This window comes from Massilia sp., assembly GCF_032106685.1.
GTDB lineage: Bacteria > Pseudomonadota > Gammaproteobacteria > Burkholderiales > Burkholderiaceae_D > Telluria.
Window position 1 is genome coordinate 354,129 of record NZ_DAMCPG010000001.1, and the last position, 14,724, is coordinate 368,852.

Here is a 14,724-nt window from a genome sequence, read left to right on the forward strand (position 1 = left end):
GCACCGAACGACAGTCTACATCGCGCAGTAACATTTATTCATTAGGAATTATCGTGTCGACCACCCCAGAACTGATCCACAGCTACATCGCCAATGGCCTGGAATGCACCCACCTGCAGGTGGAAGGCGACGGCCGCCATTTCTCGGCCCTGATCGTCTCGCCGGCCTTTGCCGGCAAGCGCCCGATCCAGCGCCACCAGCTGGTGTACGCCGCGCTGGGCGACCGCATGCGCGAAGAGATCCACGCGCTGTCGATGAAGACCCTCACCCCTGAAGAGTACCAAGGATAAGCATGGACAAGCTCCAGATTGTCGGCGGCAAGCGCCTGAACGGCGAGATCCCGGTGTCGGGCGCCAAGAACGCGGCGCTGCCGATCCTGTGCGCCGGCCTGCTGACCGCGGGCGACGTCGAACTGACCAACGTGCCGCGCCTGCACGACGTCAAGACCATCCTCAAGCTGCTCGCGCAGACCGGCCTGAAGGTGACGCAAGACGACGAGAACGTCACCCTGAACGGCGCCAACATCACCAGCCTGGAAGCGCCCTACGAGCTGGTGAAGACCATGCGCGCCTCGATCCTGGTGCTGGGCCCCCTGCTGGCGCGCTTCGGCGAAGCCAAGGTCTCGCTGCCGGGCGGCTGCGCGATCGGTTCGCGTCCCGTTGACCAGCACATCAAGGGCCTGCGCCAGATGGGCGCCGAGATCACGATCGAAGGCGGCTACATCTACGCCAAGGCGAAGAAGCTGAAGGGCGCGCGCATCCTGACCGACATGATCACCGTGACCGGCACCGAGAATTTGCTGATGGCCGCGACCCTGGCCGAAGGCGAGACGATCCTCGAGAACGCCGCGCGCGAGCCGGAAGTCACGGATCTCGCCAACCTGCTGGTCGCGATGGGCGCGAAGATCGAGGGCATCGGCACCGACCGCCTGGTGATCCAGGGCGTCGAGTCGCTGCACGGCGCCAAGCACGCCGTGATCTCGGACCGTATCGAAGCCGCGACTTTCCTGTGCGCCGTCGCGGCCACCGGCGGCGACATCGTGCTGACCCGCACCCGCACCGACATTTTCGACGTCGCGCTCGACAAGCTGCGCGAAGTCGGCCTGCAGATGGACATCGGGCACGACACCATCCGCGCGCGCATGGATGGCCGTCCGCAGCCGGTGTCCTTCCGCACCACCGAATACCCGGGCTTCCCGACCGACATGCAGGCCCAGTTCATGGCGGTGAATACCATCGCCGCCGGCCCGAGCCGCGTGACCGAGACCATCTTCGAGAACCGCTTCATGCACGTGCAGGAAATGAACCGCCTGGGCGCGCAGATCTCGACCGAAGGCAACACCGCCTTCATCAAGGGCGTCGAGCGCCTGGTCGGCGCGCCGGTGATGGCGACCGACCTGCGCGCCTCGGCCTCGCTGGTGATCGCCGGCATGGCGGCCGAAGGCACGACCATCGTCGACCGTATCTATCACCTCGACCGCGGCTACGACCGCATGGAAGTCAAATTGTCCGCGGTCGGCGCCGACATCGTGCGCATCAAGTAAGGGCCTTATGACCATCGCAACACAATCGCCCACGGAACCGGGCCTGATCCTGGCCCTGTCCAAGGGCCGCATCTTCGAGGACACGCTGCCGCTGCTGGAAGCCGCCGGCATCACCGTCACCGAGAATCCGGAAACCTCGCGCAAGCTCATCCTCGCAACCAACGACCCGCTGGTGCGCGTGCTGATCGTGCGCGCCACCGACGTGCCGACCTACGTGCAGTACGGCGCGGCCGACTTCGGCGTGGCCGGCAAGGACGTGCTGCTCGAGCATGGCGGCGAGGGCCTGTACCAGCCGGTCGACCTGAACATCGCCTGCTGCCGCATGTCGGTGGCGGTGAACGCCGGCTTCGACTACGAGACCGCCGTGCGCCAGGGCGCGCGCCTGCGCGTGGCGACCAAGTTCGTGCACACCGCGCGCGAGCACTTCGCCAGCAAGGGCGTGCACGTCGACCTGATCAAGCTGTACGGCTCGATGGAGCTGGCGCCCCTGGTCGGGCTGTCGGACGCCATCGTCGACGTGGTCTCGACCGGCGGCACCCTGCGCGCCAACAACCTGGTCGAAGTCGAGAAGATCATGGACATCTCCTCGCGTCTCGTCGTCAACCAGGCCGCCTTGAAACTCAAGCGCGAGCGCCTGCAACCCATCATCGAAGCGTTCGATCGCGCATCGCGCCGCAACGCACAGTAACCAAGGCAGAAACATCATGGCAGTTCAAATCCGCAAACTCGATTCCACCGACGCGAATTTCAAGCAGCAGCTGCATACGCTGCTGGCCTTCGAGGCCGCGACCGACGATGCGATCGAAACCGCGGTGGCGAAGATCCTCGCCGACGTCAAGGCGCGCGGCGATGCCGCCGTGCTGGAGTACACCAACCGCTTCGACCGCGTGAATGCGGCCGGCATCGCCGACTTCGACCTGGCCCAGGACGAATTGCAGGCCGCCCTGGCCGCGCTGCCGCAAGCGCAACGCGCCGCGTTGCAGGTCGCGGCCGAGCGCATCCGCGTGTTCCACGAGCGCCAGAAGCAAGAACTGAACGGCTTTACCTACACCGAGCCGGACGGCACCGTGCTGGGCCAGCGCGTGACGCCGCTGGACCGCGTCGGCATCTACGTCCCGGGCGGCAAGGCGGCCTATCCTTCGTCGGTGCTGATGAACGCCATTCCGGCCCAGGTGGCGGGCGTGAAGGACATCGTCATGGTGGTGCCGACCCCGGACGGCGTCAAGAACCAGATGGTGCTGGCCGCCGCCGCGATCGCCGGCGTGACGCGCGTGATCACCATCGGCGGCGCCCAGGCCGTCGGCGCGCTGGCCTACGGCACCGAGACGATTCCGGCGGTCGACAAGATCGTCGGCCCGGGCAATGCCTATGTCGCCGCCGCCAAGCGCCGCGTGTTCGGCACGGTCGGCATCGACATGATCGCCGGTCCGTCGGAAATCCTGGTGCTGTGCGACGGCACCACCGACCCGGACTGGGTCGCGATGGACCTGTTCTCGCAGGCCGAGCACGACGAGCTGGCCCAGGCCATCCTGCTGTGCCCGGACGCGGACTACATCGCGCAGGTGGAAGCGAGCATCCACAAGCTGCTGCCAACCATGCCGCGTGCGGAGACGATCACGACGTCGCTGAGCGACCGCGGCGCCCTGGTCAAGGTGCGCGACATGGCCGAGGCCTGCGCGATCGCCAACGACATCGCCGCCGAGCACCTCGAGATCTCGGCCGAGAACCCGCAGCAGTGGGCCGAGCAGATCCGCCACGCCGGCGCCATGTTCCTGGGCCGCTTCTCGTCGGAGTCGCTGGGCGATTATTGCTGCGGCCCGAACCACGTGCTGCCGACCTCGCGCACCGCGCGCTTCTCGTCGCCGCTGGGCGTGTACGACTTCCAGAAGCGTTCCTCGGTGATCCAGGTGAGCGAAGCGGGCGCCCAGACCCTCGGCCGCGTCGCGGCCGAACTGGCCTATGGCGAAGGCCTGCAGGCGCACGCGCGCAGCGCAGAACTGCGGATCAAGCAGCAGTCATGACAGGCTGGGTCAACCAGGTCTTCTGCGAGGATGCGCTGGAAGGGCTGGCGCGCATCCCCGACGGGGCCATTGACCTGCTCCTGACCGACCCGCCCTACAACCTCGGCAAGGACTACGGCAACGCCTCGGACCAGCAGAGCGTCGAGGCGTATTTGTCCTGGACCGAGCAGTGGATCGACGCGGCGCTGCCCAAGCTGAAACCCAACGGCAGCCTGTACATCTTTCTCACCTGGCGCTTCGCGCCCGAGATCTTCGTGATGCTGAAAAAGCGCATGACGATGATGAACGAGATCATCTGGGACCGTCGCGTGCCCTCGATGGGCGGCAGCGTGCGCAGCTTCTCGTCGGTGCACGACACCATCGGCTTCTTTGTCAACCGCAAGGATTACTATTTCGACCTCGATGCGGTGCGCGTCCCGTACGACGAGGCGACCAAGAAGGCGCGCACGCGCGCGATTTTTGTCGGCGCCAAGTGGCTCGAGGTCGGCTACAACCCGAAGGACCTGTGGAGCGTGTCGCGCCTGCACCGCGAACACCCGGAGCGCGCCGACCACCCAACGCAAAAGCCGCTCGAGATCATCGAGCGCATGATCAAGGCCTCCTGCCCGCCGGGCGGCGTGGTGCTCGACCCCTTCATGGGCAGCGGCACCACGGCGATCGCGGCCAAGCGTCTCGGTCGCCAATTTACCGGTTTCGAGCTGAACCCGGCGTATTGCGAGATCATCGAGGCGCGCCTGTCCGCCCCCGATCCCGCGCCCACCATCAAGAAACGCAAGAGCATCGCGCGCGCCGCCCGCGCCGCCACCGAGGAATGAGCATGAACATCGATAACCTGATTGCCAACGTCATCCGCGCCGACATCCGCGCCGACAGCGCCTACGTCGTGCCCGACGCGAGCGGCTACATCAAGCTCGACGCGATGGAAAACCCCTACGCGCTGCCGGAGGCCTTGCGCCAGGAGCTGGCCACGCGCCTGGCCGACGCGGTGCTGAACCGCTATCCGGTCGCGTCCTACGCCACGTTGAAGGACAAGGTGCGCGCCAAGCTCGGCATCCCCGAAGGCTATGGCGTCCTGCTGGGCAACGGCTCGGACGAGCTGATCCAGATCGTCACCACCACGGTGGCCAGCCAGGAACGGCGCGCCGTCGTGCTGGCGCCGGTGCCGGCCTTCGTCATGTACGCGCGCTCGGCCCAGTTCGCGGGCGCCGACTTCGTCGGCGTGCCCCTGAAGGCCGACTTCTCGCTCGACTTGCCGGCCATGCTGGCGGCAATCGAAGAGCACAAGCCGGCCGTGGTGTTCCTGGCCTACCCGAACAACCCGACCGGCAACCTGTTCGCCACCGACGAGGTCGAAGCCATCCTGCGCGCCCTGGGCGAGACCGGCATCGCCGTGCTGGACGAGGCCTATCAACCGTTCGCGCGCCGGACCTTCATGGACCGCCTCGGCGAGTTCGAAAACCTGGTCGTGATGCGTACCGTGTCGAAGCTGGGCCTGGCCGGCATCCGCCTCGGCTACATGACGGCCGCGCCGGAGCTCTTGGCCGAGTTCGAGAAGGTGCGCCCGCCCTACAACGTCAACGTGCTGACCCAGGTGGCGGCCGAGTTCGTGCTCGATCACGTCGAGGTGCTCGACGCCCAGGCTGCCTCGATCAACGCCGAGCGCGAGCGCCTGGCGGCCGAACTGGCGGCCCTGCCGGGAGTCGAAGTATTTCCGTCGGCGGCGAATTTCATCTCGCTGCGCGTGCCGGACGCGGCCGGTGTCTGCGCGAAACTGCTATCTGAGAAGGTGCTGATCAAAAATTTGAGTAAAATGCACCCATCGCTGGCCAATTGCATTCGTGTGACGGTCAGTACGCCGGAGGAAAACTCCGCATTCCTGAACGGACTGAAGGCCGCGCTCGCATCGCCGCAAGCTGCCGCCTGACCCCAACGAGCACCTTTTCATGACCCGCACCGCAGAAATCACCCGCAACACCAACGAGACGCAGATCCGCGTCGCGATCAACCTCGACGGTACCGGCCGCCAGAAGCTGAACACCGGCGTGCCCTTCCTCGACCACATGCTCGACCAGATCGCCCGCCATGGGATGATCGACCTGGAAGTCGAGGCTGTGGGTGACCTGCACATCGATGCCCACCATACGGTCGAGGACACCGGGATCACCCTCGGCATGGCGATCGCCAAGGCGGTCGGCGACAAGAAGGGCATGACCCGCTACGGCCACTCGTACGTGCCGCTGGACGAAGCGCTGTCGCGCGTGGTGATCGACTTTTCCGGCCGTCCCGGCCTGGAAATGCACATCCCCTGGACGCGCGCCATGATCGGCACCTTCGACGTCGACCTCACCGGCGAATTCTTCCGCGGCTTCGTCAACCACGCCGGCGTGACCTTGCACATCGACAACCTGCGCGGCGTGAACGCCCACCACCAGTGCGAAACCGTGTTCAAGGCTTTTGGGCGCGCGCTGCGCATGGCGACCCAGCTCGACGAGCGCGCCGCCGGCATCATTCCCTCGACCAAAGGCAGCCTGTAAGCCTATGACGAACAAGATCGTAGTGGTCGACGGCCTGGGCAACCTGCGCTCGGTGGCGCAGGCCCTGCGCGCCGCCGCGCCCGAAGCCGACATCCTGGTCTCGAACAAGGCCGCCGACATCGACGCGGCCGACCGCATCGTGCTGCCGGGCCAGGGCGCGATGCGCGACTGCATGGACAGCCTGCGCGCATCGGGCGCCGAGGACGCCCTGCGCCGCGCATTCGCAACCCGCCCGGTGATGGGCGTGTGCGTGGGCGAGCAGATGCTGTTCGACGCGAGTGAAGAGAACGGCGGCACGCCGGGCCTGGGCTTGTTGCCGGGCAAGGTGGTGCGGTTCCAGCTGGACGGCAAAACCCAGGCCGACGGCTCGCGCTTCAAGGTTCCGCAGATGGGCTGGAACCGCGTGCGCCAGACGCGCTCCCATCCGTTATGGGACGGCGTCGCCGACGGCAGCTATTTCTACTTCGTGCACAGCTATTACGTCGTGCCCGAGGTCGCCGCCGACACCATCGGCGAAACCGACTACGGCGGCTTCTACACCTGCGCCGTCGCACGCGACAATATCGTCGCCACCCAGTTCCACCCCGAGAAAAGCGCGGCCGCCGGCCTGCGCTTGTACCGCAATTTCATCCACTGGAATCCTTGAACCCTTCGTTCACTTACCGACCACGACCATGCTGCTGATCCCCGCCATCGACCTGAAAGACGGTCACTGCGTTCGCCTGAAACAGGGCGACATGGACCTCGCCACCGTCTTTTCCGAAGACCCCGCCGAAATGGCCCTGCATTGGCTGAATAAGGGCGCGCGCCGCCTGCACCTGGTCGACCTGAACGGCGCCTTCGCCGGCAAGCCGAAGAACGAGTCGGCCATCAAGTCGATCCTGCAAGTCGTCCAGGAATACGCGCAAGACAACGACATCGAGGAGATTCCGGTCCAGCTGGGCGGCGGCATCCGCGACCTCGACACCATCGAGCGCTACCTGGACGACGGCATCAGCTACATCATCGTCGGCACCGCCGCGGTGAAGAACCCGGGCTTCCTGCACGACGCCTGCGGCGCCTTCCCCGGCTCCATCATCGTCGGCCTCGACGCCAAGGACGGTAAAGTCGCGACCGACGGCTGGAGCAAGATGTCCGGCCACGAAGTCATCGACCTGGCCCGCAAATTCGAGGGCTATGGCGTCGAATCGATCATCTACACCGACATCGGCCGCGACGGCATGATGGGCGGCGTGAACATCGAGGCGACCGTGCGCCTGGCGCAAGCCGTCAAGATCCCGATCATCGCCTCCGGCGGCCTGCATAACCTGGCCGACGTCGAAGCGCTGTGCGCGGTGCAGGACGAGGGCATCGAAGGCGTCATCTGCGGCCGCTCGATCTACGAGGGCACGCTCGACCTGGAATCCGCGCAGGCCCGCGCGGACGAACTGACCGAAGGCGAACAGGCCTGAGGCATCACTCAGATTATTTATGCTGGCAAAACGCATCATCCCCTGCCTGGACGTGACTGGTGGCCGCGTCGTCAAGGGCGTCAACTTCACCGAGCTGCGCGACGCCGGCGACCCGGTCGAGATCGCGCGCCGCTATGACGGGCAGGGCGCCGACGAGATCACCTTCCTCGACATCACCGCGTCGAGCGACGGCCGCGACCTGATCCTGCCGATCATCGAGGCGGTCGCCTCCACCGTGTTCATTCCATTGACCGTCGGTGGCGGCGTGCGCAAGGTCGAGGACGTGCGGCGCCTGCTCAACGCCGGCGCCGACAAGGTCAGCATGAACACCTCGGCGGTGCAGAACCCGCAACTGGTGTTCGAGGCTTCGCAAAAGCACGGTGCGCAGTGCATCGTGGTGGCGATCGACGCCAAGCAGGTCGCGCCCGGCAAATGGGAAGTGTTCACCCACGGCGGGCGCAACGCCACCGGCATGGATGCCGTCGAGTGGGCGAAGAAGCTGCAGGAACTGGGCGCGGGCGAATTGCTGTTGACCAGCATGGACCGCGACGGCACCAAGTCCGGCTTCGACCTCGGCCTGACCCGTGCGGTGTCGGATGCCGTCGGTATTCCTGTGATCGCCTCGGGCGGCGTCGGCGGCCTGCAGGACCTGGCCGACGGCGTACTCGAAGGCCATGCCGACGCGGTACTGGCTGCCTCGATCTTCCACTACGGCCAGCACACGGTCGGCGAAGCCAAGCGCTACATGGCTGAACGCGGCATTCCGATGCGGATGGACTGACATGACGAACACGATCGTAACGACGCCGACCCCGAACGCGAAGTGGCTGAAAAAAGTGCGCTGGGACGAGAACGGCCTGGTGCCGGTGATTGCCCAGGAAGCGGCCACGGGCGACATTTTGATGTTCGCCTGGATGAACCGCGACGCGCTGGCGCGCACGGTGGAGCTGGGCGAAGCCGTCTACTGGAGCCGCTCGCGCAAGAAGCTCTGGCACAAGGGAGAAGAGTCCGGCCACACCCAGAAGGTGCTGGAAATCCGTCTCGACTGCGACGAGGACGTCGTGCTGCTGAAGATCGAGCAGGCCGGGGGCATCGCCTGCCATACCGGGCGCCATTCCTGCTTCTTCCAGAAGTTCGACGGCGAGGAGTGGCAGGCGGTCGACCCCGTGCTGCGCGATCCGGAAACGATTTACACGAATACGAAGAAAACCCATGAGTGACACCCTGGCCCGCCTGGCGGCCACCATCGAATCGCGCAAGCCGGACAACGGCGGCGACCCCGCGACTTCTTACGTGGCGAAGCTGTTCGCCAAGGGCGACGACGCCATTTTGAAAAAGATCGGCGAGGAAGCCACCGAGACCGTGATGGCCGCCAAGGACGCGCGCGTCTCGGGCGACAATGCCAAGCTGCTGTACGAAGTCGCCGACCTGTGGTTCCATTCGATGGTGCTGCTGGCAAAGTTCGACCTCACGCCGCAGCAGGTGGTCGACGAATTGGCGCGCCGCGAAGGCGTGTCTGGCCTGGAAGAAAAAGCCGCGCGCAAGGACGCGTAACACCGCGTCGTTCAACCGTTCTTGCGCGGTGCGTCATTGCGCCGTCATCGTTCTCGGTTACGATGGCTGGGATTGCCCGGCGCTGCCGTTGCGGCAAGCACACTGGAGACAACATGGATAACTGCATTTTCTGCAAGATCGTCGCCAAGCAGATTCCGGCGAACGTCGTCTACGAAGACGAGGCGTTGCTGGCATTCAAGGACATCAACCCGGCCGCGCCGGTGCACCTGCTGGTGATCCCGAAGGAACACATCGACACGTTGTCGGACGCGACCGAAGCGCATACTGCGCTGCTGGGCAAGATGCTGGCGCTGGCGCCGAAGCTGGCGGCCGAACACGGCGTCGGCGTGACCGTCGATGCGCAAGGCAAGCGCAGCGGCGGCTACAAGACCCTGATCAACAGCGGTCCGAACGGCGGCCAGGAGGTGTATCACTTGCACCTGCACATGTATGGCGGTCCGCGTCCCTGGCGTGGTCTTGGCACCTGACAATATTCCCGCAGGACGGTTACGCAGGCGCTGCTTGGCGTATACTGGCGCGTAAGTTTTGCGCATCAGTTTGCGCCAGCAGTTTGCATACAAGTTGCATTGATTTTGGGCACCCGTGCCCATGAAGGAGAAAATGATGGGTTCGATGAGCATTTGGCACTGGGTAATCGTGCTGGTCGTGGTGGTGCTGCTGTTCGGCACCAAGAAACTGGGTAACGTCGGTTCCGACATCGGCAAGGCCGTGAAGGGCTTCAAGGACGGCGTGCGCGGCGAGGAAGAAAAGTCGGCAAGCAACGCGGCCAATCCCGCAGCGCCGACCCAGCAAGTGGCGGACAAGTCGACGATCGACGTCGAAACCCGCGAAAAGCACCGTTCGTAATCCCGTCGTCGCGCCATGATCGACCTGGGACTGTCCAAGCTCGCCATCATCGGCGTGGTGGCGCTGATCGTGATCGGCCCCGAGAAGCTGCCGAAGGTGGCGCGCATGGCCGGCACCCTGTACGGCCGCGCCCAGCGCTACCTGCACGACGTCAAGTCCGAGGTCAGCCGCGAGATCCAGCTCGACGAGCTGCGCAACCTGCAGAAGGAAGTGGCCGACAGCGCCGCCGAATTCCAGTCCGACGTCGAGCATCATTTCTCGAGCGCCAGGCAGGAAGTGGAATCGGCCTGGCAGGGCGATATCCAGCCGACGCCGCCCGCGTCCACATTCAGCGCGACCGTCGAAGACGTCGAGCGCAAGGCGCGCGACTTCCGCCGCAAGAAGCTGGTGCGTTCGTCCGCCGTTCCCGCCTGGTACAAGCACCGCCACGGCGGCAAGACCCGGGTATTGTCGGGCGCCGCACGCGTGCGCAAGTTCCGGCCCGGCGTGAAATCCTCCAATAGTTCTTTTTTCTAGATGACGACCGAAGAAGCGCCAGTCGAAGAAACCTTCATCTCCCACCTCGTCGAACTGCGCGACCGCCTGGTCAAAGCCATCATCGGCGTGGCGGTGGTCTGTATCGCGCTGATGATCTGGCCGGGGCCGAAAGAGGTCTATGATTTCCTCGCTTTCCCGATGCTGCAGTCGCTGCCGACGGGTGCGAAGATGATCGCGACCGGCGTCGTCTCGCCCTTCCTGGTGCCGATGAAGGTCACGCTGATGGTGGCGCTGATCATCGCGCTGCCCTGGGTGTTCTACCAGATCTGGGCCTTCGTGGCTCCCGGCCTGTACGCGCACGAAAAGCGCCTGGTGCTGCCGCTGGTGATCTCGTCCTCGCTGCTGTTCATCGGCGGCGTCGCGTTCTGCTACTTCCTCGTGTTCGGCCGCGTGTTCCACTTCATCGCCGAGTTCGCACCATCCTCGATCGCGGTGATGCCGGACATCGAAAACTACCTCGACTTCGTGATGTCGATGTGCCTGGCCTTCGGCGCCACCTTCGAGGTGCCGGTGGTGGTCGTGATCCTGGTGCGCATGGGCATCGTCAGCATCGAGAAGCTGAAGTCGGTGCGCCCCTACATCATCGTCGGCGCCTTCGTCATCGCGGCCATCGTCACGCCGCCGGACGTGGTCAGCCAGCTGGCGCTGGCCATCCCGATGTGCCTGCTGTTCGAGCTGGGCCTGCTGGTGGCGCCGATGTTCGTACGCATGACGCAGGCGCCGGAAGAAACCGCTTAAGCGAACGTATCGAAAAAGAACCGGAGCCTGCTCCGGTTTTTTTATGCCTGCAAGGCGGCGACCTTATTTCGCCGCGCCACCCTTGAGCTTGCGGATGGCGTCCAGCACCTCGTGCTCGCGTCCAGCTGCGACCAGCTCGGCTGGCGTCTGCTTGCCGAAGGCTTCCAGTGGCGCGTTCATCCAGGCATTGGCCGCGTCGTCGTTGCCGACGACGGCCTTGATTTCGTGCATGACCGCGTAATACGCCTGGGCCTTGCGCGACTGGGCTGCGAAGCGCTCGCGCAGGGCGGTCATCGCGTCGGGGGTGAGTGGTCCTTCGGTGCTCATGGGGTGTCGTCGTCCGATGAAAATGCACATCATACCCGCCGCGCCGACAATGCTTGACCCTGGCGGGCCTGAAGACGACTTCTACCTGCCGCTCGGCGCGACCGCTCGCCGTGCCAGCCCGGCCTTGACATAAGCCAGCCAGCGGTCGCCCTCGTCGACGGCACCGTCCACGGCCTCGATTCTTTCGAAACTGCGCCAGGTCCACGGCGAATCGAGGAACACGAGGTAGCTGTGGCCCAGCGTGAAGGCTGGACGAATCGCGCAGTCGGCGCCATTCGTGGTCCGGCCGCCACCGCGCTGCCAAAATGCCGGCGCGGTGTGATGGTCGAAGCTCGCGCTCGCGCGTTCGCCGGCGTTCGCAGTACCGCCGGCCAGGAATGCCGGCGTGCCGGCCGCGCGGCCGCGCAGCGTGAACGTTCTCCGTTCCGGGCCTGCCAGGCGCTGCAGGACGACGAAGCGGTACTCGACCACATTGCCCTCGAGCGGCGTCGCTGCGACCACTTGGGCCAGGGAAACGTCGGACGCCAGCGCGATCTGTTCGTCCACGCCCATCAGCTGGTTGGCGGGAGGAACGCGGCAGGCCCAGGCGTCCTGGACCAGCAGGGCGGAGCAGAGCAGCGCCAGGCCGCGCAGCGAGGCGCTCATTCGGGCTCCGAAAACGTCGGCCCGCCGAGGTGGGTGATGTACAGACGGCGCTGGCTCATCGATATCAGGACCCGGTGGTTGCGCAGAAAGTCGAGCCCAAGCACCATCATTTCGCCCGACAGGGTCATGTCGAACAGGTAAAGCCGGGGATTGGGCACCTTGTACTTCCCGATCGACATCTCCGTGACCGGCGCGCGCCAGACTTTCATGGTCTTGTCGCGCCAGCTGATGACTTCGCCGCTTTGCGCCACCCCCGGCGAATCCGGTTTGATGCCGAGCCGCGCAGCGGTATGCAGGTCGAGGTAGGAATAGGGCGAGCTGGTGGCAATGATGGCGTTCACGTCGGTGCCGTTGATGCGCACCTTGAACCATGGCCGCCAATCCCGCAGCGACTGGTCGATCTCGACATCGACGACATGCGCCTGGGGATCCCAGGACGCAAGAAAAGCCTTGCGGCAGCCGCTGGGCCGGCTAAGGCGCATCTCCTTGTTGGCCAGCCAGAGCTCCATGTCCCTGCGGTTGAAGTAATTCATGCCGAGACTGCCGAGGATATCGCTATCCGAATCGATGACCGAAAAATAGCCTTTCGTGTCGATCCCGGCCGCCGAAAACTGCGACAGCTGGACGGCCATCATGTCGACCGTATAGGTCGTTTCCACCTTCCGGATCGCGATGCCGAGTTTTTCGAGCGGCGCGCGGTTCAGCAGGGTCACGCGGCTGTCGGTTTCGAGCAGCACATGGGCCGATTGGCCATCGACCGTCACCGGAATGAGCGGATAGCCCGCCGCGCCGGCCAGCGTCAGCGGAACGACGGTCTGCTCGCCCAGGTTGCAGGTTTGGGCATGCGCGCAGCCCGAGGAAAAAGCCAGGGCGAGCACCGCGCCCAGGATGGCGCGGGAAGAACGAAGGAGTCCGGATTGATTGGTCATGAAAAATGTATCGGTGCCGTGCAAGCCGGCGATTGCATGAGAAACACGGCCGTGCACGCGAAGCGGCGCCGCCGTGGCGGAGGTATATCTGGTGGAAGCATCAGGCCTTGCGGCGCCTGAAAAATTTGCCGAGTCCCACCATCAGCCCGAAGCCTGCAATCAGGATGACCTTGGCAAACTTGGCCAGGAAGGCCGCGATCACCGCGAACAGGCCCAGCTTCTTGGCCGCGACACCGGTTACCAGCGCCGCGATGCCGTACTCCGCCACCTTGTCGGTGCCGGCATCGAAGTCCGCATAGGTCTTGCCGGCATTGAAGCTGGTCTGCGCGAGCAGGGTCTGGACAAAGGGTTTATTCGCCGCCAGCGAATCGAAGCCGGATACCAGGTTCATCGACAAATAGCCTTCGCGGCCCAGCACGTAGGTGTTGTAGTTGGCGCCGTGTTCCGCCTTCGTCGTACCCTTGTCCTTGCTCTCGATCGCCCACACCAGGCGCTGCGATGCCTTGTCGTAGGTCGGCTTCTGGCTCCAGCCGACGATCTCCATTTCCGGCATGCCGCGGGCCTGGCGCTCCTTGTTGCCTTCCTCGGTGCCTTGCTTCAGGCTGGCGAGCAGTTCGTCGGCATTCCAGTCCGCGGCTTCGTCGTCCTTGATGTAGCCGGCGTCGATGTAGCGGGGCACCACGAAGCTGTCGCTGTCGGGCGGCAGGACGATGCCGAGCCGCGAAGGGTCTTCGCCATTGCCCATGGCCTTGAGCAGCTGGTCGGCCTGCGGCTGGGGAACGAAGGAATAGCCTGCGGGGAGTTTCAGGGTCGCCTGCTTGCCCAGGTCGATCTCGGCGGGCCCGGTCTTGACGACCGTGCGGACCGCCACCATCGCCGCGTTCATCTCGGCTTCCTGGTCGATCTTGCCGGACTGTGCATGGGCACCGGCGCAGGCGAACGACAAGACCAGCGCACTGGCGGTGCGCGCAAACGAATCCGCTTTCATGGCATTTCCCCGTGTGGTGGCGCGCAGGCGCGGTGCCGCCCGCCGCCTTTTTGTCGTTATTGTAGGGGACCCGATAGCGTCGAATACTCACCAATTGTTGTCGAATTTAAACTTTCAAGCGTTCCGCCGTATTTACCGCAGCGCCTGGTCGGCGCTCACGGCGCCAGCCAGGGGCCCGCGGCCGCCAGCATCGCCTCGACGCCCCGGCCCACCGTCGGCGTGAGGGCCGGCGCGAACTGGGGCGAATGGTTGGAAGGGATCTCGTTGACCTTGCCCTCTCGCTCGAGCCGGTCGTACAGCTTCGGATCGGTGCCACCCACTGCCCAATAGACGGAAGGAACATCCCATGCCCGTGCGAACCAGCTGAAATCCTCGCTGGCGGACGCGGGGACGATCTCGCCGACCTGGTCCGCACCGAAGCGGGCTTTCAATGCCGCCACGACCTTGGGCGTTGCTGTAGAGCGCCTAACAATGCCTCCATGGCGGCGCTGCATCGTCTTGCCGTACAAGCGTACTGTTTTCGACGATGCGCCTTGCGCTGGAGGTTTTTTAGGCGTTCCTGGCGCGACGGGAAGTCGCCAACTTATTGT

21 protein-coding genes are annotated in these 14,724 nt (G+C 65.0%); 16 read left to right on the forward strand and 5 right to left on the reverse strand.

Annotated elements, in window-relative coordinates; translation table 11 throughout:
* Positions 1–53 precede the first annotated feature (53 nt).
* From RT688_RS01580 to tatC, 16 genes are all read left to right on the forward strand, one after another.
* Positions 54–290 carry a BolA family protein gene (locus RT688_RS01580; protein WP_313703097.1) on the forward strand — a complete coding sequence of 79 codons (237 nt, stop codon included), beginning with the start codon at positions 54–56 and terminating at the stop codon, positions 288–290.
* Between the two features lie 2 nt (positions 291–292).
* Positions 293–1,543, forward strand: a complete 1,251-nt coding sequence (gene murA / locus RT688_RS01585; protein ID WP_313703098.1) for a UDP-N-acetylglucosamine 1-carboxyvinyltransferase — start codon at positions 293–295, stop codon at positions 1,541–1,543.
* Positions 1,544–1,550: 7 nt separating this feature from the next.
* Positions 1,551–2,231, forward strand: coding sequence for an ATP phosphoribosyltransferase (gene hisG / locus RT688_RS01590; RefSeq protein WP_313703099.1), 681 nt, complete (start codon positions 1,551–1,553; stop codon positions 2,229–2,231).
* 16 nt (positions 2,232–2,247) lie between these two features.
* Positions 2,248–3,564 (forward strand): histidinol dehydrogenase, encoded by a 1,317-nt coding sequence (hisD, locus tag RT688_RS01595; RefSeq protein WP_313703100.1) that lies wholly within the window; start codon positions 2,248–2,250, stop codon positions 3,562–3,564.
* Positions 3,561–4,379 carry a site-specific DNA-methyltransferase gene (locus RT688_RS01600; protein WP_313703101.1) on the forward strand — a complete coding sequence of 273 codons (819 nt, stop codon included), beginning with the start codon at positions 3,561–3,563 and terminating at the stop codon, positions 4,377–4,379. Before hisD ends, RT688_RS01600 begins: the two co-directional genes overlap by 4 nt.
* 2 nt (positions 4,380–4,381) lie before the next feature.
* Positions 4,382–5,488 carry a histidinol-phosphate transaminase gene (gene hisC / locus RT688_RS01605; RefSeq protein ID WP_409521862.1) on the forward strand — a complete coding sequence of 369 codons (1,107 nt, stop codon included), beginning with the start codon at positions 4,382–4,384 and terminating at the stop codon, positions 5,486–5,488.
* A 19-nt stretch (positions 5,489–5,507) separates the two neighbouring features.
* Entirely contained in the window at positions 5,508–6,098 is a 591-nt protein-coding gene (hisB, locus tag RT688_RS01610) for an imidazoleglycerol-phosphate dehydratase HisB (RefSeq protein ID WP_313703103.1), read from the forward strand.
* Positions 6,099–6,102: 4 nt separating this feature from the next.
* Positions 6,103–6,744 (forward strand): imidazole glycerol phosphate synthase subunit HisH, encoded by a 642-nt coding sequence (gene hisH / locus RT688_RS01615; RefSeq protein WP_313703104.1) that lies wholly within the window; start codon positions 6,103–6,105, stop codon positions 6,742–6,744.
* Positions 6,745–6,772: 28 nt separating this feature from the next.
* Complete coding sequence (gene hisA, locus RT688_RS01620; RefSeq protein ID WP_313703105.1) at positions 6,773–7,549, forward strand: 1-(5-phosphoribosyl)-5-[(5-phosphoribosylamino)methylideneamino]imidazole-4-carboxamide isomerase; 777 nt, start codon at positions 6,773–6,775, stop codon at positions 7,547–7,549.
* A 19-nt stretch (positions 7,550–7,568) separates the two neighbouring features.
* The gene (gene hisF, locus RT688_RS01625; protein WP_313703106.1) at positions 7,569–8,330 is read left to right on the forward strand and encodes an imidazole glycerol phosphate synthase subunit HisF; all 762 of its coding nucleotides are present in this window, start codon (positions 7,569–7,571) and stop codon (positions 8,328–8,330) included.
* Position 8,331: 1 nt separating this feature from the next.
* Entirely contained in the window at positions 8,332–8,769 is a 438-nt protein-coding gene (gene hisI, locus RT688_RS01630; protein WP_313703107.1) for a phosphoribosyl-AMP cyclohydrolase, read from the forward strand.
* Positions 8,762–9,103: a phosphoribosyl-ATP diphosphatase gene (locus tag RT688_RS01635; RefSeq protein ID WP_313703108.1), complete on the forward strand. Its 342-nt coding sequence runs from the start codon at positions 8,762–8,764 to the stop codon at positions 9,101–9,103. The genes hisI and RT688_RS01635 overlap by 8 nt, the downstream gene beginning before the upstream one ends.
* 113 nt (positions 9,104–9,216) lie before the next feature.
* The gene (locus RT688_RS01640) at positions 9,217–9,591 is read left to right on the forward strand and encodes a histidine triad nucleotide-binding protein (RefSeq protein WP_313703109.1); all 375 of its coding nucleotides are present in this window, start codon (positions 9,217–9,219) and stop codon (positions 9,589–9,591) included.
* A 136-nt stretch (positions 9,592–9,727) separates the two neighbouring features.
* A complete protein-coding gene (gene tatA / locus RT688_RS01645; protein ID WP_313703148.1) occupies positions 9,728–9,970 on the forward strand; it encodes a Sec-independent protein translocase subunit TatA in 243 nt (80 codons plus the stop codon).
* Between the two features lie 15 nt (positions 9,971–9,985).
* On the forward strand, positions 9,986–10,486 hold the full coding sequence (gene tatB / locus RT688_RS01650; RefSeq protein ID WP_313703110.1) for a Sec-independent protein translocase protein TatB: 501 nt from the start codon (positions 9,986–9,988) through the stop codon (positions 10,484–10,486).
* A complete protein-coding gene (tatC, locus tag RT688_RS01655; protein ID WP_313703111.1) occupies positions 10,487–11,245 on the forward strand; it encodes a twin-arginine translocase subunit TatC in 759 nt (252 codons plus the stop codon).
* A gap of 63 nt (positions 11,246–11,308) precedes the next feature.
* Here the strand turns inward: tatC and RT688_RS01660 are convergent, their stop codons facing one another.
* The 5 genes from RT688_RS01660 to RT688_RS01680 all read right to left on the reverse strand — a co-directional run bounded on the left by RT688_RS01660 (position 11,309) and on the right by RT688_RS01680 (position 14,643).
* The gene (locus RT688_RS01660) at positions 11,309–11,572 is read right to left on the reverse strand and encodes an MbcA/ParS/Xre antitoxin family protein (protein WP_313703112.1); all 264 of its coding nucleotides are present in this window, start codon (positions 11,570–11,572) and stop codon (positions 11,309–11,311) included.
* An 81-nt stretch (positions 11,573–11,653) separates the two neighbouring features.
* The gene (locus RT688_RS01665; protein ID WP_313703113.1) at positions 11,654–12,217 is read right to left on the reverse strand and encodes a hypothetical protein; all 564 of its coding nucleotides are present in this window, start codon (positions 12,215–12,217) and stop codon (positions 11,654–11,656) included.
* Positions 12,214–13,170, reverse strand: a complete 957-nt coding sequence (locus tag RT688_RS01670) for a retropepsin-like aspartic protease (protein WP_313703114.1) — start codon at positions 13,168–13,170, stop codon at positions 12,214–12,216. The genes RT688_RS01665 and RT688_RS01670 overlap by 4 nt, the downstream gene beginning before the upstream one ends.
* Positions 13,171–13,246: 76 nt before the next feature.
* Positions 13,247–14,134, reverse strand: coding sequence for a DUF2167 domain-containing protein (locus tag RT688_RS01675; protein ID WP_313703115.1), 888 nt, complete (start codon positions 14,132–14,134; stop codon positions 13,247–13,249).
* Positions 14,135–14,289: 155 nt separating this feature from the next.
* Positions 14,290–14,643, reverse strand: a complete 354-nt coding sequence (locus RT688_RS01680; RefSeq protein ID WP_313703116.1) for a hypothetical protein — start codon at positions 14,641–14,643, stop codon at positions 14,290–14,292.
* Positions 14,644–14,724 lie beyond the last annotated feature (81 nt).